General features: G+C 65.8%; 15 protein-coding genes. 8 read left to right on the top strand and 7 right to left on the bottom strand.

What is annotated here, in order from left to right:
- Positions 1–9 precede the first annotated feature (9 nt).
- The 5 genes from LNV08_RS08235 to LNV08_RS08215 are packed head-to-tail and all read left to right on the top strand — an operon-like array spanning position 10 to position 3,742.
- Entirely contained in the window at positions 10–693 is a 684-nt protein-coding gene (locus LNV08_RS08235; RefSeq protein ID WP_263533215.1) for a Fe2+-dependent dioxygenase, read from the top strand.
- Positions 690–1,358 (top strand): PepSY-associated TM helix domain-containing protein, encoded by a 669-nt coding sequence (locus LNV08_RS08230; protein ID WP_263533214.1) that lies wholly within the window; start codon positions 690–692, stop codon positions 1,356–1,358. The genes LNV08_RS08235 and LNV08_RS08230 overlap by 4 nt, the downstream gene beginning before the upstream one ends.
- Before the next feature lie 8 nt (positions 1,359–1,366).
- Positions 1,367–1,879 carry a DUF2271 domain-containing protein gene (locus tag LNV08_RS08225; protein ID WP_263533213.1) on the top strand — a complete coding sequence of 171 codons (513 nt, stop codon included), beginning with the start codon at positions 1,367–1,369 and terminating at the stop codon, positions 1,877–1,879.
- A gap of 11 nt (positions 1,880–1,890) precedes the next feature.
- On the top strand, positions 1,891–2,706 hold the full coding sequence (locus tag LNV08_RS08220; protein ID WP_263533212.1) for a DUF4198 domain-containing protein: 816 nt from the start codon (positions 1,891–1,893) through the stop codon (positions 2,704–2,706).
- A 7-nt stretch (positions 2,707–2,713) separates the two neighbouring features.
- Positions 2,714–3,742 (top strand): FAD:protein FMN transferase, encoded by a 1,029-nt coding sequence (locus tag LNV08_RS08215; RefSeq protein ID WP_263533211.1) that lies wholly within the window; start codon positions 2,714–2,716, stop codon positions 3,740–3,742.
- A gap of 1,129 nt (positions 3,743–4,871) precedes the next feature.
- Here LNV08_RS08215 and LNV08_RS08210 read toward each other — a convergent pair.
- Positions 4,872–5,345: an MAPEG family protein gene (locus tag LNV08_RS08210; protein ID WP_263533210.1), complete on the bottom strand. Its 474-nt coding sequence runs from the start codon at positions 5,343–5,345 to the stop codon at positions 4,872–4,874.
- A 98-nt stretch (positions 5,346–5,443) separates the two neighbouring features.
- On the opposite strand from LNV08_RS08210, the gene LNV08_RS08205 reads away from it, so the two are divergent.
- Positions 5,444–6,445: a GlxA family transcriptional regulator gene (locus tag LNV08_RS08205; RefSeq protein ID WP_263533209.1), complete on the top strand. Its 1,002-nt coding sequence runs from the start codon at positions 5,444–5,446 to the stop codon at positions 6,443–6,445.
- Positions 6,446–6,534: 89 nt separating this feature from the next.
- Complete coding sequence (locus tag LNV08_RS08200; protein ID WP_263533208.1) at positions 6,535–8,391, top strand: gamma-glutamyltransferase family protein; 1,857 nt, start codon at positions 6,535–6,537, stop codon at positions 8,389–8,391.
- Here the strand turns inward: LNV08_RS08200 and ubiM are convergent, their stop codons facing one another.
- The 3 genes from ubiM to LNV08_RS08185 form a co-directional block, all read right to left on the bottom strand.
- Positions 8,392–9,648: a 5-demethoxyubiquinol-8 5-hydroxylase UbiM gene (gene ubiM, locus LNV08_RS08195; RefSeq protein WP_263533207.1), complete on the bottom strand. Its 1,257-nt coding sequence runs from the start codon at positions 9,646–9,648 to the stop codon at positions 8,392–8,394.
- Between the two features lie 65 nt (positions 9,649–9,713).
- Positions 9,714–10,205, bottom strand: coding sequence for a disulfide bond formation protein B (locus LNV08_RS08190; RefSeq protein WP_263533206.1), 492 nt, complete (start codon positions 10,203–10,205; stop codon positions 9,714–9,716).
- Positions 10,205–10,678: a RidA family protein gene (locus tag LNV08_RS08185; protein ID WP_263533205.1), complete on the bottom strand. Its 474-nt coding sequence runs from the start codon at positions 10,676–10,678 to the stop codon at positions 10,205–10,207. The genes LNV08_RS08190 and LNV08_RS08185 overlap by 1 nt, the downstream gene beginning before the upstream one ends.
- A gap of 155 nt (positions 10,679–10,833) precedes the next feature.
- Between LNV08_RS08185 and LNV08_RS08180 the strand changes: the two genes are divergently transcribed.
- Positions 10,834–13,407: a DNA internalization-related competence protein ComEC/Rec2 gene (locus LNV08_RS08180; protein ID WP_263533204.1), complete on the top strand. Its 2,574-nt coding sequence runs from the start codon at positions 10,834–10,836 to the stop codon at positions 13,405–13,407.
- Here LNV08_RS08180 and mltB read toward each other — a convergent pair.
- Genes mltB through LNV08_RS08165 form a run of 3 tightly spaced genes read right to left on the bottom strand, consistent with a single transcriptional unit; the run spans position 13,387 to position 17,672 of the window.
- Positions 13,387–14,484, bottom strand: coding sequence for a lytic murein transglycosylase B (mltB, locus tag LNV08_RS08175; RefSeq protein WP_263533203.1), 1,098 nt, complete (start codon positions 14,482–14,484; stop codon positions 13,387–13,389). The two genes, LNV08_RS08180 and mltB, sit on opposite strands and share 21 nt — an antisense overlap.
- Positions 14,485–14,493: 9 nt before the next feature.
- Positions 14,494–16,671, bottom strand: coding sequence for a DUF3488 and transglutaminase-like domain-containing protein (locus LNV08_RS08170; RefSeq protein ID WP_263533202.1), 2,178 nt, complete (start codon positions 16,669–16,671; stop codon positions 14,494–14,496).
- The gene (locus LNV08_RS08165; protein WP_263533201.1) at positions 16,668–17,672 is read right to left on the bottom strand and encodes a DUF58 domain-containing protein; all 1,005 of its coding nucleotides are present in this window, start codon (positions 17,670–17,672) and stop codon (positions 16,668–16,670) included. Before LNV08_RS08165 ends, LNV08_RS08170 begins: the two co-directional genes overlap by 4 nt.
- Between the last annotated feature and the right edge of the window lie 5 nt (positions 17,673–17,677).

Below are 17,677 nucleotides of genomic sequence, written 5' to 3'. Positions count from 1 at the left end.
CGGGCGACCATGTTGCTGCATATCCAGGGCGTGCTGAGTGCCGCCGAAGTGAGCGAGTTTCGTCAGCGTTTGCTGGCCGAGGGCGAGTGGGGTGATGGCCGGGCCACCGTCGGCGCTTTGGGCGCGCAGGTCAAGCGCAATCAGCAACTCAAGCCCGGCTCGGCGCTGGCGGTCGAATTGGGTCAGCTGATCCAGCAGCGCTTGAGTGCCCACCCGCAATTCTTTTCGGCCGCCTTGCCCTTGCGCATGCTCAGCCCTTTGTTCAACCGCTATGCAGGCGGCGAGCATTACGGCCTTCATGTGGACGGTGCGGTGATGAGCCAGTTGGGCAGCTCGCAGCCGCTGCGCAGCGACGTCTCCAGCACGCTGTTCCTGTGCGAGCCCGGCGAGTACGAGGGCGGCGAGCTGGTGGTGCAGGACAGCTATGGCAGCCATGAGGTCAAGTTGCCTGCGGGCGACTTGGTCTTGTATCCCTCGACCAGTTTGCATCAGGTGCTGCCGGTCACTTCCGGCGAGCGCATCGCGGCCTTCTTCTGGACCCAGAGCATGGTGCGCGATGACGGCCGCCGCACCATGCTCTACCAGCTCGATCAAAGCATTCAAAGCCTGCGCGCTCGTTTCGGCGAGATCGACGAGGCTGTGAGCTTGAGTGGCCACTATCACAACCTCTTGCGGCAATGGGCCGAGACATGAGCAATGCCTCCGCCTACATCGCGACCGACGCCGCTGCCAGCAAAACGCAGCTCAAGAGCCGGGCCGCCTATCTGAAGCAACTGCATCTGTGGCATTGGGTCAGCAGCGCGATAAGCCTGGTGGCGCTGCTGATGTTCAGCGTCACGGGCCTCACGCTGAACAACGCCGGTCTATTTGAATCCAAGGCGAGGATTTCGAGCGGACAGGCGCAGTTGCCGGACGCGGTGTTGCGGGCCACGCTGGTGGCTGCGCATTCGGGTGCGCAGAAGGCCGAGTTGCCGCCTCCCTTGCAGCATTGGTTGAGGGAGCAATGGGGTTTCAAGACGGCAGGCTTGTTGGCCGAATGGGCGCCGGACGAGCTCTATCTGTCCTTGCCGCGCCCCGGCGGCGACGCCTGGTTGCGGATCGCCTTGCCCAGTGGCGAGGCCGAATTCGAGCGCAGCGAGCGCGGCGGCGTGGCCTATTTGAATGATCTGCACAAAGGTCGCCACACCGGCCCGGTGTGGAGCTGGTTCATCGACCTGTTTGCCGTCGCCAGCCTGCTGTTCGCGATCACCGGTTTGCTGATTTTGAAAATGCACGCGGCCAAACGGCCCAGCGTCTGGCCCTTGGTGGCCGCTGGTTTGCTGCTGCCGGTCGCTTTATTGCTCATATTTGTTCATTGAATTTTTCTATGCAAAACAAACTTTTTTCCTACACGGTCTTGCTCGCCAGTGCTGGCGCCGTGCTGCCCGCCTGGGCCGCCGAAGCCCAGCTCAGCCTGGAGTTGCCGCGTCTGAATGTGGCCGAATACCACCGGCCCTATGTGGCCGTCTGGGCCGAGCGTGCCGGGGAGCCGGCCATCAGCTTGGCGGTCTGGTATGACCAGAAAAAAGCCAATAACGCCGGTGCCAAATGGCTGCCCGATCTGCGCCAGTGGTGGCGCAAAAGCGGGCGCGATTTGAGCATCCCATTGGACGGGGTCAGCGGCGCCACCCGAGCGGTGGGCGAGCACAAGCTCAATCTGAGCAAGAGCCTGGCTGCGCTTCCCGCCGGCAAGTATGAAGTCGTGGTGGAAGTGGCCCGCGAAGGAGGCGGCCGCGAGGTCCAGCGTTTGCCGCTGCAGTTACCGATTAGCTCGGCGGTGCAGTTCGGCGCGCAAGGTGAGCATGAGTTGGGCGCCTTGTCTTTGTCGGTCAAACCTTGAGGGGAATACATATGAAACTATCCATCACAGCCCTTGGCTTGGCCTGTTTGCTGCTGAGCGCGGCCGGCGCGGCCGATGCTCACCGCACTTGGTTATTGCCCCAATCCGCGCATATTGATGCGGCCGCCGGCGGCAAGGCGACGCTGGTCAATATTGATGCGGTCGCTTCGGAGGAGTTGTTCGAGTATGAAATTGGCCTGCAACTGGGCGAGGTCTTGGTGCTAGGCCCAGACGGCAAGCCGCTAAAGCCCGAAGCCCCCGTCACGGCCCGCAACCGCACCAGCTTTGAGATCAAGCTTGAGCAGCCCGGCACCTACCGGGTCAGCAATAGCGCCGAGTCAGTGTTCGCCAGTTACAAACTGGGTGAGGAAACCAAACGCTGGCGGGGCAAGCCGGCTGATCTGTCTGCGCAGATCCCGGCTGAGGCCAAGGACTTGCAAGTGACGCGCACCTGGATGGTCAGCGAAACCTTTGTCAGCAAAGAGCGGGCCGGCCTGCCGCCATTCCAGCCCGCCAAACAGGGTTTGGAATTGCAGGCCTTGACGCCCGTCACCGACCTTTCCAATGGCGACAGCTCGCGACTGCGACTGCTGCTGGACGGGCAGCCCCTGCCGGATGCCACCGTGACGGTGCTGCGAGGCGGCAGCCGCTATCGCTACAAGCTCGGCGAGCTGACGCTGAAGACCGACGCACAGGGTGAGCTGGCCATCACCTGGCCCGAGCCAGGCCGCTATTGGCTGGGCCTGGGGCATGAGGTGGCCGCCAAGGGGGATCAGCAGGCCAGGCGCTATCGTTACAGCGCCACCTTTGAGGTGCTGCCCAAGTAGTTCCGCGATGCAGACCATGTTCGAGCGGCGGGTGCTTGTGCCGGCGCAAATCGATCCGGCTACGCCGGCCTTGGGTGAGCAGCTCTATGCGCTTGACGGCTTGAGCATGGGCACCAGTTGGCAAGTCAAGTTCTACGCGCCGTGTGGGCTGGACTGCAGCGCACTGCGGCGCGGCTTGGAAGCCAGGCTGGCCGAGGTGGTGGCGCGCATGAGCCCTTGGGAGGCCGACTCGGATCTGAGTCGCTTTGGCCGCGCTGAGGCCGGCAGCTGGGTCTCGCTGAGCGGCGTTTGCGCCCGGGTCTTGGGCGAGGCGCTGGCCGTGGCGCGGGCCAGCGGCGGCGCTTTTGATCCCACGGCGGCGGCCTTGGTGCGAGCCTGGGGTTTTGGGGCCGGGCGCCGCCATGAGGAACCCGGCTTTGTGGCGCCGGCCGACGCAAGTGGGCGGCGAGGTCAAAATCGCTGGCAAGACCTGAGCCTGCGTGAAGCAGGCGCCGGCGAATGGGAAGTCTTGCAGCCGGGCGGCTTGGAGCTGGATTTGTGCGGCATCGCCAAGGGCTTTGCCGTTGACCGATTGGCGGAGTTTTTGCGGGACTGTGGCCTCGAACACCATCTGGTCGAGATCGGCGGCGAGTTGCGCGGCGCCGGCCTCAAACCGAATGGCCAACCCTGGTGGGTTCAGTTGGAGTCCGTGCCCGGCGCCTCTGGTTTGAGGGACACGGCGCTGGCCCTGCACGGCTTGGCGGTGGCCACCAGCGGCGACTATCGCAACAGCTTTATCGACGCGCAGGGGCGGCGCCGCTCGCACACGCTTGACCCGCTTAGTGGCGAGCCCATCAAGCATGGTCTGGCCAGCGTCAGCGTGCTGCATGCCAGTTGCTGCTTGGCCGACGCTTGGGCCACCGCCTTGCTGGTTTTGGGGCCGCTCGCCGGGCCGGCCTTGGCGGCCGAGCTGGGGCTGGCCGCCTTGTTCGTCTTGCGCGAGCCTGAATGGCGCGAAATACTCAGCCCGGCCTGGCACGACTTGTCGTCAGAGTAAGGCGGCCGGCAGACACGGAAGCCAGCCGAAGGGAGGCGCGCTGGGCCAAGGTAGCGTCCTTTCGGTCCGACTTCGGCAACTGCAGCGCTCTTTGCTGCCGTTTCGCCGTGCTCCCGCGATCGACCAGTTCCATTCATTCGGACTCGCAGAGTGAGCGGCAATAATGTGCCCGGAACGGACCTGCTTTACCCAAAGCTTGCACGGGCGGCAAGCGGCCGATCAATCGGGTGACATCCTTTGTGCTTTTGCGCCCGGTCCCCTAATTTTTTTCGCGAATCAATCCATGACGCGCATTCCCGCAACAAGCTCTACTTATTCCTTGTGTCTATGGTCAGGCGGGCTCGCCGCCCTGGCATTGCTGTACGGCTGCCAGTCCACAGGCCCTATCCAAGTGCTCCTGCCGGAAGATGTTCAACAACAGGCTCAGCCTTGCGAAATTCGACAGAGCGTCGCCCAAGGGCGCACACAGTACAGCGCATGCCAGCACCTTCTTGTGCTGCAGGGCGGCTACAGCACAAGCACGGTCACGGACTCATGGAATATTGGCCTGGGTCCTTTGGGCGGGGGCGCGCGCAAGGAGTACCGTGTCGTCCGTTACGGATTTGGCTTCACGCCAGCGGGTGGGGAGTCGCAAGCCTGGCGTTGTGAACGGCGAGAAGAAATGGCCAGCGAGCATGCACTCAACGTCACGGTTCAGGACGCTGCTACTTCTCCCGTGCTGACTTGCTCACACGAGGGACCTGACGGCACCCAACGCTTGACCATAAACAGCCGGCATAGTGGCAACGTCACCTGGCATCGAGGTGGGGAGAGTCAAACCTGGGCAGTGATCCCCTACATGCGCTGGCAGTCCGAGCGAGGGCAGGGGAAATCTCGGACGCCATTGGCCTGGTGTGTGCAGGTTCAGGGCGGACAGCATGTGTCCTGCCACACCAAGAACAGGATCCCTGGCATGTTCTGGCTGATGCCCCAGTTGGATGCCGATACGGCTAGGCGGGCAGCGATGCTGGCTTTGGCGCCGCTTGATACGTGAATCCCAATGCCGGGTCTTCGCTGCTGCGCTTGTGCCTCAGAGTCTGAGCTTGAGCCTGAGCCTGAGCCGTCACTTCGCGAACCTTCTCTGGGATATTCAGCCCATCAAGCCTGCCAACAGCAGCGACTTCCACGCAATCACCCAGCACACTGCCATGCCGCTCAGGTACAGCAAGGCGCGCCAAGGCTGCAGGCCCAGCAAGAAAACAGCGCTGTGGGCGTAGCGCAGCAGCACATAGCTGCCGAACAGCAAGCGGGCGGCCTCGGCCGAAGCTCCTAAAAGCACATAGGCAACTGCCAAAGCAAAAAAGAGCGGCAGGTTCTCGGTGTCATTGCGCCAGACATTGGCGCAGCGGCGCACAAAGGGCGCCTCGGCGTCGGCCTGTTTCTTGCGCAGCAGGCGGGCGTCCTCGGGAATTGGAAACACACCGGCGCGCAGACGGGCCAGCACCTGCAAAACGCTGGTCAGTGTGGTCTTGGCAAACAAGGCCACCAAGGCCGCAACGAGGGCGGGCAGGGCGGGCAGGGTCGCCAGTGAGGGGCTGAGTGAAGTCAGATCGGTCGGGTTCATGCCGTGTGCTTTCAGAGTTTGCAAGCTGCAGTGTCGGCCCGGCTGGCAAAGTGCGGTAGTGGCTAAAATGACGTTTCTATGGCATTTTTGGACAAAGCATGGCCGCTGCCCGGGTGATTCGCGTTGGCATCCTGGTTTATCCGGGCTGCTTGCCCAGTGCAGCGGTGGGGGCGGCCGATGTGTTTCGCATCGCCAATACCCTGGCCGAGCTGCAGCCGGCCCGCCAGCGGCTGCGCTTTGAGCTGGACTGGCTGACGGCGCGCAGCGAGCCGCTGCTCAGCGTCGGTGGGCTCAGTTTTGCTTGCCAGCCTGTATTGCAAGGCAGCCTCCCCGACGTCTTGCTGCTGCCCGGCATCTATCACGCAACGGTCGCCGAGCTGGAGACGGTTTTGGCGGACTGCGGCGCGGAGTTGCAGGCGCTGCGCGAGGTGGGTCCGGAGCTGCCATGGATTGCTGCTGCTTGCTCCGGCACCTTTTTAGCCGCCGCTGCCGGCCTGCTGGACGGCCACCGTGCCACCACCAGCTGGTGGTTGAGCCCGTACTTCCGCAGCCGCTTCCCAGGGGTCGAGCTGGTGGCCGATCAGCTCTTGGTGCAGGACGGTGGCCTGCTCACGTCCGGCGGCGTAACCTCTTACTTCGACCTCAGCTTGCATCTGATTGGCCACTTTGGCGGCATTGATTTGCGCCAGCAAACGGCCCGTGTGCTGGTGATGGACGCGCAGCGCGCGTCGCAAGCGCCGTACGTCGCCCGCGCGATGATGGCTGGCGAGGGTCATGTCTTGATCGAGCGCGCACGCAGCTGGCTTAGCAAGCGCCTGGCCGAGAGCTGGACGCTGCCCGAGCTGGCCGCTCACTGCAACACCAGCCCACGCACGCTTTTGCGCCGCTTCCACGCGGTACAGGGCTGCACGCCGATTCAGTATGTGCAGCAGTTGCGGGTAGAGCGTGCGCGCGGCTTGCTGGAGGCCACAGCACTATCCCTGCAAGACATCACGCTGCGCTGCGGCTACGAGGATGTATCGACCTTCAGCAAGGTTTTCAAACGCTGGGCCCAGCTGACGCCGCGTGAATACCGCAGTCGCTTTGGGCTGCGGGTTTGAGGCCGGTTGCGCATGGACAAGTTCTTAGTTCTCGGGCATGGTGAGCGGACTACCATGCGCAGGCGCATTAGCAGCGTTTCAAATTACTGATGAAAACCTTTTTTTCACTCGACTTAGGGCCAAGGCTCTTGCCCGCTTCGCTTGCCTTGCTGCTGGCCGCTTGCGCTTCAGCGCCGCAGCCTTTTGCGAACCCGGCAAAAGATGTCAGTCACGCGGCCGCCATCCCCCAGCAACCCGAAGGCCCCAGCGGCTGGACGCACAAGCCGGCTTGGGGCATGCAGCGCTTTGCGGTGGCGGCCGCCAATCCGCTCGCCGCAGATGCGGGCTACGAGATGCTGCGGGCCGGCGGCAGCGCGCTGGATGCCGCGATCGCCGTGCAACTGGTGCTCACCCTGGTCGAGCCGCAGTCCAGCGGCATTGCCGGCGGCGCGTTTTTGATGCATTGGGACGGCCAGCAAGTGACTGCGATTGACGGGCGCGAGACCGCGCCGGCCGCCGCCGGTGAGGGCCTGTTTCTCAAGCCCGATGGCAAGCCGATGAGCTACACCCAGGCGGTGGTCGGCGGCCGCTCGGTGGGCACGCCGGGCCTCATGCGCATGCTGGAGCAGGCGCATCGCAAGTACGGTGCGCTGCCCTGGGCGCGGCTGTTTGAGCCGGCGATTCGGCTGAGCGAAAACGGCTTTGAGCTGAGCGCGCGCATGCATCAGATGCTGGTGATGGACCCGCAGATCAAGACCGACCCGCAGGCCTTGGCCTATTTTTTCGACGCGAAGGGCGCGCCGCTGCCTGTGGGCACGCTGCTGCGCAATCCCGCGTTGGCTGAGGTCTTGCGGATGGTGGCCAAGGGGGGCTCCGAAGCTTTTGTGCGCGGCCCGGTCGCTGCCGACATCGTGCGCCGCGTGCGCGGCCATGCCAGCAACCCGGGGCTGTTGAGCGAGGCCGATATGGCCGGCTACAGCCCTAAGCTGCGCGAACCGATCTGCACCGATTGGCGTGAATACTGGCGCGTTTGCGGCTTCCCGCCGCCTTCCTCCGGGCATATCGCGGTGATGCAGATGCTTGGGATGACGGCGCAGCAAAACGCGGCCCAGGCGCTGGACGCCAGCGGCCTGCCCAATGCCGCTTGGCTCAACCTTTACGCGCAAGCTGCCAATTTGGCTTTTGCCGACCGCGCGCAGTATGTGGCCGACCCCGATTTTGTCGCCGCACCCGCAGGCGACTGGGCCAGCTTGTTGGCGCCCGACTACCTGCGTCAGCGCGCGCTGCTGATCGGCCCGCGCAGCAGCGGCGTGGCCAAGGCCGGTCAGCCCGGCCAGCTCAAGACGGCCTATGCCCCGCAAGGCGCGCAGCCCGAGCATGGCACCAGCCACATCAGCGTGATCGATGCCGAGGGGCGCGCGGTGTCGATGACGACCACGATTGAGACGGTTTTTGGTGCCCGCATCATGAGCGACGGCGGCACCGGGCTGCGGGGTGGATTCTTGCTCAACAACCAGTTGACCGATTTCGCCCTCAACCCGCGCGACGCTAGCGGGCAGCCGGTGGCCAACCGCCTGGAGCCGGGCAAGCGGCCGCGCTCCAGCATGGCGCCGACCTTGGTTTTTGACCGTCGGGATGGCCGCTTGGCCATGACCTTGGGATCGCCTGGCGGCGCCGCCATCATTCACTACGTCGCCAAGACCTTGGTCGCCACCCATGACTGGGGCCTGGATGTGCAGCAGGCGATTGCGCTGCCCAATTTCGGCGCCTTCAATGGCCCCACGCTGCTGGAGAGCGACTTGTTCCCGGCCAGCACGGCGGCCGGCCTGCGCGCCCTCGGCCACGAGGTGTTGGAGCGAGACCTGACGAGTGGCTTGCAAGCCATCATGCGCCGGCCAGCAGCGGCCGGCGGCGGCTGGCTGGGCGGTGCCGACCCACGCCGTGAGGGCGTGGTGCGCGGCGAATGATCAGCCCCGCATCAAGCTTTGAAACTGGCCCAAAAGCCCCGGCCGGCGGCCGGTCAGCTGGGCGCTGATCGCTGCCTTCAGCGGCGGCAGATGTTGGGCCATTTGCAGCACGCTGCGGCGCAGCAGCCGCGCGGCAGGGCGTTCGTCGGTAAAGAGCTTCACGACCGCATTGGTGCCTTGATAGATCGCCCAGGTGTTGCGCCTGTGTGCGCTGGCGTAACGCTCTAAAGTGGCGGCTGCGCCCAGATCTTGCCCGGCTTTCTTGGCCGCGCCCAGCAGGCCCGCCAGCAGCTCCACCCCATACAAGCCGAAGTTATAGCCGTGGGCCGTGACCGGGTGCATGCCGACTGCCGCGTCGCCGACCAAGGCCAGGCGCTGGGCGGCAAAGCGGTGCGCGTAGGTGGCGACCAGAGGGTAGAGGTGTCGGGCGCCGACCGGCTCGATTTCGCCCAGGCGGCCTCGCAGTTCGGTGCTCACCCAATGCATGAACTGCGTCTCGTCCCAGGCCATCATGGCCGTTGCGCGATCGGCCGGCAGCGTCAGCACCAGCGAGCTGCAATCACCATTGAGCGGCAGTATGGCCAGCGTGTGGCCGTAGTGAAAACACTCCAGCGCAATGCCTTGGTTGGGCTGGCTGTGTTGGATGCGGCAAACGATCACGCTGCGGCCGAAGTCGCGCATCTCCACGCCGATGCCGGCTTGGCGGCGGATGTTGGAGAAGCGGCTGTCAGCGGCAATCAGCAACTGGGCCGTCAAGCGCTCACCGCTGGCCAGGCTGACGCTTGCGGCTTGCGCACCTAGCTCAATGCCGGCGACCCGGCTGTCGGCGCGAATGCTTATCAGCGCTGCACGCTTCAAAGCACCCTGATAGGCCACACGCCTCAGCCAATGGTTGGACACCAACTGCCCCAAGACCTCGCGGTCGGAACCTTGGGCGTCAAAGGCGAGTGGGTCGCCCAGACCGTCGCCATCAAAAACATGGGCGCGGCGCAGCGGCGCGATCTCGGCCGCCGGCAAGTCTTGCCATTGGCCCAGGCCTTGCAGGATGGCGATACCCTTGTGCGTCAGGGCTATTTCGCGGCCATCCTCGGCCGGGTCCTGCAGGGCGGCCAAGCTGCTGGCTTCCAGCACGCAGCTGGAGATGCCTGCATCGGCCAGCGCGCAAGCCATGCTCAGGCCGGCCGGGCCGGCGCCGACGATCAAGACCTGGGCGGATGTGGGGGCGTGATCGTCTTGGGGTGTGCGGGTCGCTTGCATGCGGGTAGCCTCATTCGGGAAGCCGCGAGCGTAGCCGGCCACCGGGCGGCAGGCTTTGACCTGGGTCAGCGCTTCTTCAGCGAGATCAAGCAGACCAAGCTGATGGCCGCAAACAGCAGGCCGCTCCAGATTTCGTAGGGCAGGCCCAACAAGCGGTAGGCAGCCGCTTCGCTGCACGAGGCCGTCACCATGAAGACCGAGGGCAGCAGGTTTTCCAGATCAAGCGCGCTCAGCAGCCTATCGGCAAAAGTCATATCGCAAGATGCCAGCTTGGAGGCGACTTCATGCTGAAACACCGCCGCCGCGACGCCCGCCGCACCCAGCACAGCGGTCAAGAGCAGGCCGGCGCTGCGCACCGGGCGCATGCCTTTGAGCAGCCAGGTCAGGCCTGCCACCAAGGCGATCAACAAGAAGACGCCGCGCTGCATCACGCACCAGGGGCAAGGCTTGACCCCGAAGGCGTGTTGGGCCACCAAGGCGGCGGCAACGGCGGCGAGACTGGCGAAGAAGATGGCGGCGAGCGCCTGGGCCGGGAACTTGGAGCGCTGCAGAAACATCAGTCGGCCGCCACTTCAGCGATCAGCTCAATCTCAACGCATGCGCCCATCGGGATTTGTGCAACACCGAAAGCGCTGCGGGCATGGGCGCCGACCTGCGGCCCGAAGACCTCGGCCAACAGTTCAGAGCAGCCATTGGTGACCAGATGCTGTTCGGTGAAGTCCGGCGTGCTGTTGACCAAGCTCATCACCTTGACGATGCGGGTGATGCGGCTCAAGTCGCCGACAGCGGCGTGCAAGGTGCCCATCAGGTCGATGGCGATGGCGCGCGCGGCGGCTTTGCCGGTGGCGGTGTCCACATCACGGCCGAGTTGGCCGACCCAGACTTTGCCGTCTTGCTTGGCCAGATGGCCGGAGATGAAGATCAGATTGCCGGTTCGCACAAAGGGCACATAGGCTGCAGCCGGCACCGCCAGGGGTGGCAGCGTGATACCCAGGGTCGCAAGCTTGCTATAGATGGGGCTGGTAGTCATGGTGGGCTCGCTGTATTTGCTTGGTGTTGCTTGGTGGGTCTTGCTGGGCTGGCGCACTGGTATTGCGGCCAGCCTATCGCTAGGATCAGGTGGCGCGCATCCTACACCGAGCCAAGCGCCTCGCGCGCGCTGGCCCGTGAGCAAGGCGATCCGACATGCCCCATCCGGCACCCCATTCTGAGTCCTTCCATCTGGCCCTCCCGGCCATGGGCTGGCTGTTGGGCCTTTGCTTGTTGCAGCAATCGGCCCGCCTGCCCAGCGCGGGTGAATACGCCGCCTTGTTGCTGGCGATGGTGTTTGCAGCGGGCTTGGCTTTGCGCAGCGTGCGCGTGGTCGGCGGCGAATCCATTGCTGGGCTAAGTACCGTGACCTGGGCTTCCCTGTGCGTCACCTTGGCTGCCGCATTGTTGGCCTTTGCCCAAGCCGCATGGCGGGCCGAGCTGCGCTTGGGCGAGCTTTTGCCCGAGGCCTGGGAGGGGCGCGACGTGCTGGTGCAGGGCCGCGTCAGCAATTTACCCAGCGCCACGCAGGGCATGTTCGGAGCACCCGGTTGGCGCTTTGCCTTTGAGCCGGAGCAGGCTTTTGCCGGGGCCAGCGTGAAAGACCCGCCGTTGACGCTGCCGCCGCGCTTGGCGCTGGCCTGGTATGCGGCCAGCGAGGATGCGGCGCCGCCAGCGCTGCGGGCCGGCGAGCGCTGGCAATTGCTGCTGCGCTTGAAGCGCCCGCATGGGCTGATGAACCCGCATGCATTCGACTTTGAATTCTGGATGTTCGAGCAAGACTTGCGGGCCAGCGGCGTGGTGCGGCCCGGCGGCGGCCTGCGGCTGGCTGCAGCACCTTGGTGGTCGCTGGACGCGCTGCGCTCGGACCTGCGCGAGGCCTTGCAGCGGCGCGTGCATGAGCCCGCCCATGCGGGCATTCTGGCGGCTTTGAGCTTGGGCGATCAGGCGGCCATCTCCAAGCGCGACTGGGCGCTGTTCCGGCTCACCGGTGTCAGTCACTTGCTCAGCGTCAGCGGCCTGCATGTGACCATGTTTGCCTGGGGCATGCAGGGCCTGCTGGGCTGGCTGTGGCGGCGCAGTGCTGGGCTGTGCCTGCGTTGGCCGGCGCCGAATGTCGCCCGCTGGGGCGGCGTGGCGGCGGCGCTGGCCTATGCGCTGTTCTCGGGCTGGGGTGTACCGGCGCAGCGCACGGTCTGGATGCTGATCACGCTGGCGCTGCTGCGCAGCCTGAGCCTGCGCTGGCCTTGGCCGTTGTGTCTGTTGATCTCGGCCTGGGTGGTCACGCTGATCGACCCCTGGGCCGTCGGCCAGGCGGGCTTTTGGCTGTCTTTTGTGGCCGTGGGCCTGCTGATGGCCGGTGGGGCGGAGCAAGCACCCGTGCAGGGCTGGCGCGCGCATCTGCGCGCCGGCCTGCGTAATCAATGGGTAGCCACCTGCGGTTTGGCCCCCCTGAGCTTGCTGTTTTTTCAACAAATCTCCTTGGTCGGTCTGCTGGCCAATGTGCTGGCCATTCCCTTGGTGAGTTTCGTCATCACGCCCTTGGCCCTGCTGGGCGCCTTGCTGCCCGTGGCTTGGCGCTTGGCCGAATGGGCGGTCCAGTTGTTAATGGCTTACTTGCACGGCTTGGCAAGCTGGCCCTTCGCCGTCTGGATGCTGCCGGTGGCGCCGGCCTGGGCGCAGGCACTGGGGCTTCTGGGCGGCGTGCTGCTGGTCTTGCCGCTGCCGCTGCGCCTGCGGGCTATGGGGCTGGCTATGCTGGCGCCGATGTTGTGGCCGGCGCCCGCGCGCCCGCCGGTGGGTGAGTTCGAGCTCTTGGCGGCCGATATCGGCCAGGGCACGGCCGTGCTCTTGCTGACCGCCGAGCATCAGCTGCTCTATGACAGTGGCCCGGCCTATGGGCCCGACGCGGATGCCGGGCAGCGCGTGCTCTTGCCGCTGCTGCTGGCCTCGGGCGTGAGCCGCCTGGACCTCTTGATGCTCAGCCACCGCGACAGCGACCATACCGGCGGCGCCGGCTCGTTGCTGGCCGGCATGCCGGTGGCAGCGCTGAGCAGCTCGCTCGAAGCCGCGCATCCCTTGCTGGCGGGCAGCGTGGCGGCCCGGCGCTGTGCGGCCGGCCAAAGCTGGGTGTGGGACGGTGTGCGCTTCGAGGTCTTGCACCCGGTGGACGCGGACTATCAGCTGACGCTCAAAAGCAATGCCATGTCCTGCGTTTTGAGGGTGACTTCGGCCTCGGGCCACAGCGCGCTGCTGACGGGTGATTTGGAAGCGCCGCAGGAGCTGGCTTTGATGCTGCGCACACCGGCCGGCGGCCTGCGCAGCGAGGTCTTGCTGGTGCCCCACCATGGCAGCAAAACCTCCTCCACCGAGGCGTTCTTGGACGCGGTGGCGCCGCGCTGGGCCTTGGTGCAGGCCGGCTATCGCAACCGTTTTGGCCACCCGGCGCCGGCCGTGTTGGCGCGCTACCAGGCCCGCGATATCGAGATCGTGAGCTCGGCCGCATGCGGCGCCTGGCGCTGGCGCAGCGGCCCGGATGGAGTGAAGGGCGGGCAATGTCAGCGCGAGCAATTCAGGCGTTACTGGCATTGGCAGCCCGAGGCACAGGCGCAGCTGCAAGGTCCGTGGCCGCGGCTGCTTGAGCCACCTGTGGATTCGTCTCATGAATCGCCGTTGGAGCCCATGGGCGCGCCGACCGAATTGCCAGACTCAGCGGGCCTGCCGCAGTAAGCGCAGTGCCTGCCCCATCTCGATCACGGCCATCGCGTAATAGCTCGACCAGTTGTAGCGCGTCAGCGCATAGAAGTTTTCGCTGCCCAGCCAATACACCGGCGCGGCCGCGCCCATTTGCAGCTCGACCACGGCCAGTGGCCCGCTGTGCGCTAGCGCAGCCTCGGAGGGCTGGGCGCCGAGCGCCTGCAATTGCGCGCTGCTGAAGCTGGGCAAGATGTCGGGCGCCAAGAGCTTGGCGCGCGCCGAGGTCTCTACCGGCAGGGCGACGCTGTAATGGGTCGGCATGCCGCGCTGCCAGCCGAAATTGGCCAGGTAATGCGCCACGCTGCCGATCGCATCAGCCGGGCTTTGCATCAGATCGATGTGACCATCGCCGTCGAAATCGACCGCATGCTTGTTCCAGCTGCTGGGCATGAACTGCGGCCAGCCCATGGCGCCGGCAAAACTGCCTTTGACGCTCAGCGGGTCCAGCCCTTCGCGGCGGGTGAGCTTGAGGAACTCGACCAACTCGCTGCGGAAAAATGCACTGCGGTCGCTGCGCCCGCTGGGGAAGTCAAAGCTCAGCGTGCTCAAAGCGTCGATGACGCGAAAGCCGCCGGTGATCTGGCCGTAAAAGGTCTCCACGCCGATCAGGCCGACGATCAGCTCGGCCGGCACGCCGTACTGCTCTTGCGCGCGCGCCAGGGCGGCGGCGTTTTGCTCCCAGAACGCCAGGCCCGCCTGCAAGCGACGCGGTTCGACAAAGCGCGCCCGGTAAGCACCCCAATCTTTCGCGCTGCCGGGTGGGCCGGGCATGATCAGCCGCTGCACGGCGGGCACGCTCTTGGCCTGCGCCAACAACGCTTGCAGGGCCGGCGCGTCCCAGCCTTGCTCGGCCGCTAACTCGGCGCCAAAGCGCATCACATCGGCGCGTTCACCGAAGGGCTGGGCCGCCTTGTCCAGCACCTTGCTGGACTTGGTCGGCTTGGGTTTTTTCTTATGCGCTTCTTTATGTGCTTCTTTGGCCCAGGCAGCGGGCGCGTTCGAGAGCAGGGCGGCACAGAGAACAAAAAGGACTGCGTTGAACTTGGACATCGGTGTGGATTAGCGAATCTTGCCGCGCAGCATACGGCCTGCGGCGCGGAAGTCGCGCAGCCAGCGCCGCCTTGCCCATGCTTTGGCCATTTTGTCGGCCAGCTTGGCGGGCCGCCTGCCCTCGGCTTGACGCCCATCGGCTTGGCGGCCCTCGGCCCGCCGGCCATAACGTGCGGCTTCCAGGGCTAGCAACATCCTTGCCGCCTGATCTGCGGCTGCGCCGTGACGTTGGCTCAGCAGCTCGGCCCAGCGTCGCGGACCCTGGTGCAGGCCGGCTTCGTCCAGACCCCAACGCCGCAGTTCACGCAGGATGCGGCCGCTCTGGCGGCGCCATTCGTCATGCGGCCGGGCACGCCAATGCGACCAAACCGTGCCCAGCAGCGTCGCCAGCGCGATCAAACCGGCGCTGACCTGACCCAGCAAGGTCCAGTCGGGAGCCGCAAAGCCAGCGCTCTTGAGCAGGTCGAATTGGCTTTGGCGCGAGTAGTTCAGCACGCCTTGCTGCCAGCGGTTCTCCAGCACCTCCCAGCCGCGCCGCAGCGACAGCCAAAGTTGCGGGCTGATCTGACCGAGCGCGCCCTGGAAGGCGCCGGCAAACACACCCGGCGGCGGGCGCAGCGCCAAGCCGATCTGAATCCGCTCGGGTGCCACCGCCGCCGTTGGATCGGCGCGCACCCAGCCCTGGCCCGGCGCCCAGTACTCGGCCCAGGCGTGGGCATTGCTGTTGCGCACGATCCAAAAGCCGTCCTGCGGCTGTGCGTCCATGCCTTGAAAGCCGGTCACGATGCGGGCGGGCACGCCCATGGCCCGCATCACCACCACAAAGGCGGCCGAGAAATGCTCGCAAAAGCCCAGCCGACGGTCGAACCAGAACTCATCGATCAGATGCGGCGTGACCTCGCCGTAACGTCCCGGCGCCAGGGTGTAGATGAAGTCGGCGCTGGCGATGTGCTGCAACACGGCCGCTGCCAGCGCCGGGGCCAGCGCCGCTTCATCCAGGCGGGCGAAGCGCGCCTCGCGCCTGAGCTGGGCGGCCCATTGCAGCGTGCGTGGGTTGAAGCCGGGTGGCAGATCGGAATAGTTTTGCAGCGCCAAGCTGGCCTGCAGCGGGCCATGGCTGAAGTGCGGGTAGACCTGCGCGTTCAGGCGCAGGCGCTCGGTGATGGGCCGGGGCGCTAGCCACTGCAGCTCGGGCGCGCGCTTCAGGGTCAGATCTTCCAGCGGGCGTTCGCTGCCGGCGGGCTCGCCGCTCATTTCCAGCAGCGGCACCACGCTGCTGCGCAAGGGCTCCAGCGTCAGCTCATAGTCCAGCGCCGTGCCACTGACGCGCAGCGCGTCGGTCTGGCCCGGCCAAGCCATGGTGGTTTGGCGCCAGCTGCGGCCATCAAACTGCCCCAGTACCGGGCCACGAAAATAGCGTGCCGAGGGCGGCGGAGGCGGGCCGGCAAAGCGCAGGCGCATCGCCACGCTGTCGTCATTGGCAATCTCGGACATCGCACCAAAGTCCAGTTGGTTCGACAAGCCGGTGCGCCCGACCGAGTCGGCCGGAATACCCCAAAGCGGCCCGATGCGGGGAAACAGCACAAACAAGAAAATCATCACCGGCAGACCGAGCAGGGTGCTGCGCGCGGCTTGGGCGGCGGCCAGCCGCAAGCTGGGCGTGCCGACCGGCATCTGAGCCAGCACCAGCGCGCTCAGCAAGGCCCAGACGCTCAGAATCATCCAGGCTGCCGTCAGCATGGTCTGCGAGTAGAAAAACTGCGTCAGTACCAGGAAGAAGCCCAAAAAGAACACGACAAAGGCGTCGCGCCTGGCACGTAACTCCAGCGTCTTCAGCGCCATCAACATCACCAGCATGGTGATGCCGGCCTCGCGGCCCAAGAGCGTGCGGTGGGTCAACCAGGTCAGGCCGGCGCTGAGCAGCAAGACCGCGACCAAGACCCAGCGCCCCGGCAGCGCCGCGCCGCGCCAGGCCAGCAAGCCCCGCCAAGCCAAGATCAGCGCGGTGATGGCGGCGGCCCAGGCCGGCAAATGCCCGCTGTGCGGCAAGACCACGGCGGCGATGGTGGCCAGCAGAAACAGCGTGTCGCGGCTGTCGCGGCTCAGATGGCCCAAACGCTCAAAACGCCCAAAACTCCTAAAAGCATCAAGGCGCCCTTGCTTGCCGCTGGAGCCGTCGGCGTTCATCGCGGTGCTCCGCTTGGGCTGACTTGCAGCGTCAAGGCTTGCAAGCAAGCCCGCAGATGTTCGGGCCCCAGATTGGGCGCTAGTTCAAGCGGCAACTCGCCCCCGGGCAGGCGCAGCCCGCAAGGGGCTTGGGCGCGCTCGGCGGCAAGCAGCCAGGCGCACAGGCGCGAGGCCCGCGCTTCGGCGCTCAGGCCGGCGCAGTCACGCCAATCCAGCCACAGTGTTTGCGCGACCGGCGCATGGGTTTCGCGCACCCAGAGCTGCGAGCCTCCTGAGTCGGCCTGGGCCAGACTCAGCGCGGCTTTTTTCCACAGCACCTGGCGCATCGAGTCGCCGCGCCGGTATTGGCGCACGCCTTCGAAATCTTGGCCGCGCTGCAAGACGCTGCTTGACTGGGCCTGGCCTGAGCCGCCTTCCGTCTGAGCGGGGAAGGGCGGCGCGGGCTGCTCCGGCTGCGGATAGATCCAGACCATCGAGGCCGGCCGCCACACACTCCAGGAACGAAACAAGCCCAGCGGGAAGCGGGTGACGATTTGCAGCGTCGGCAGCGGCTGCCGGCCGCAAGTCTTGGCGGCGAAGCGCAAGCCCAAGACGGCATGCCCCTGGGCTGGCACATCGGTCCAGGCGATCTCGCTGCGCGGGCCGCCCTGCACATGCACACCAATGCCGTAGCGGGCGCCGCCGCTGTTGTGCAGGCGCAAGTTCAGGCGCACATCATCGCCGGCAAAGACGGGCTCGGGCGCTGCGAGGTCCAGGCTCAGGCCGCGCAGATTGGCATGCGTGCTGTGCATCGAGGCCAGGCCGGCGCCGGTCAATAAAAAGGTCAGCAAATAGCCCAGGCTGAGCTGATCGTTGATCGAGGCCAGCAGCAGCAGGCCCAGGGTGGCGCAAAAAGCCAGGCCGGGGCGGCTGGGCAGGATGTAGATATTGCGCTGCCCCATCAGGTGGCTGTCACTGAGCGGATGCCGTGCCGCCCACCAGCCTTGCCAAAGCTGTCTCAAACGGG

The organism is Paucibacter sp. TC2R-5 (genome assembly GCF_025717605.1).
Classification (GTDB): domain Bacteria; phylum Pseudomonadota; class Gammaproteobacteria; order Burkholderiales; family Burkholderiaceae_C; genus Paucibacter_A; species Paucibacter_A albus.
This window is presented reverse-complemented; position numbering and strand designations above follow the sequence as displayed.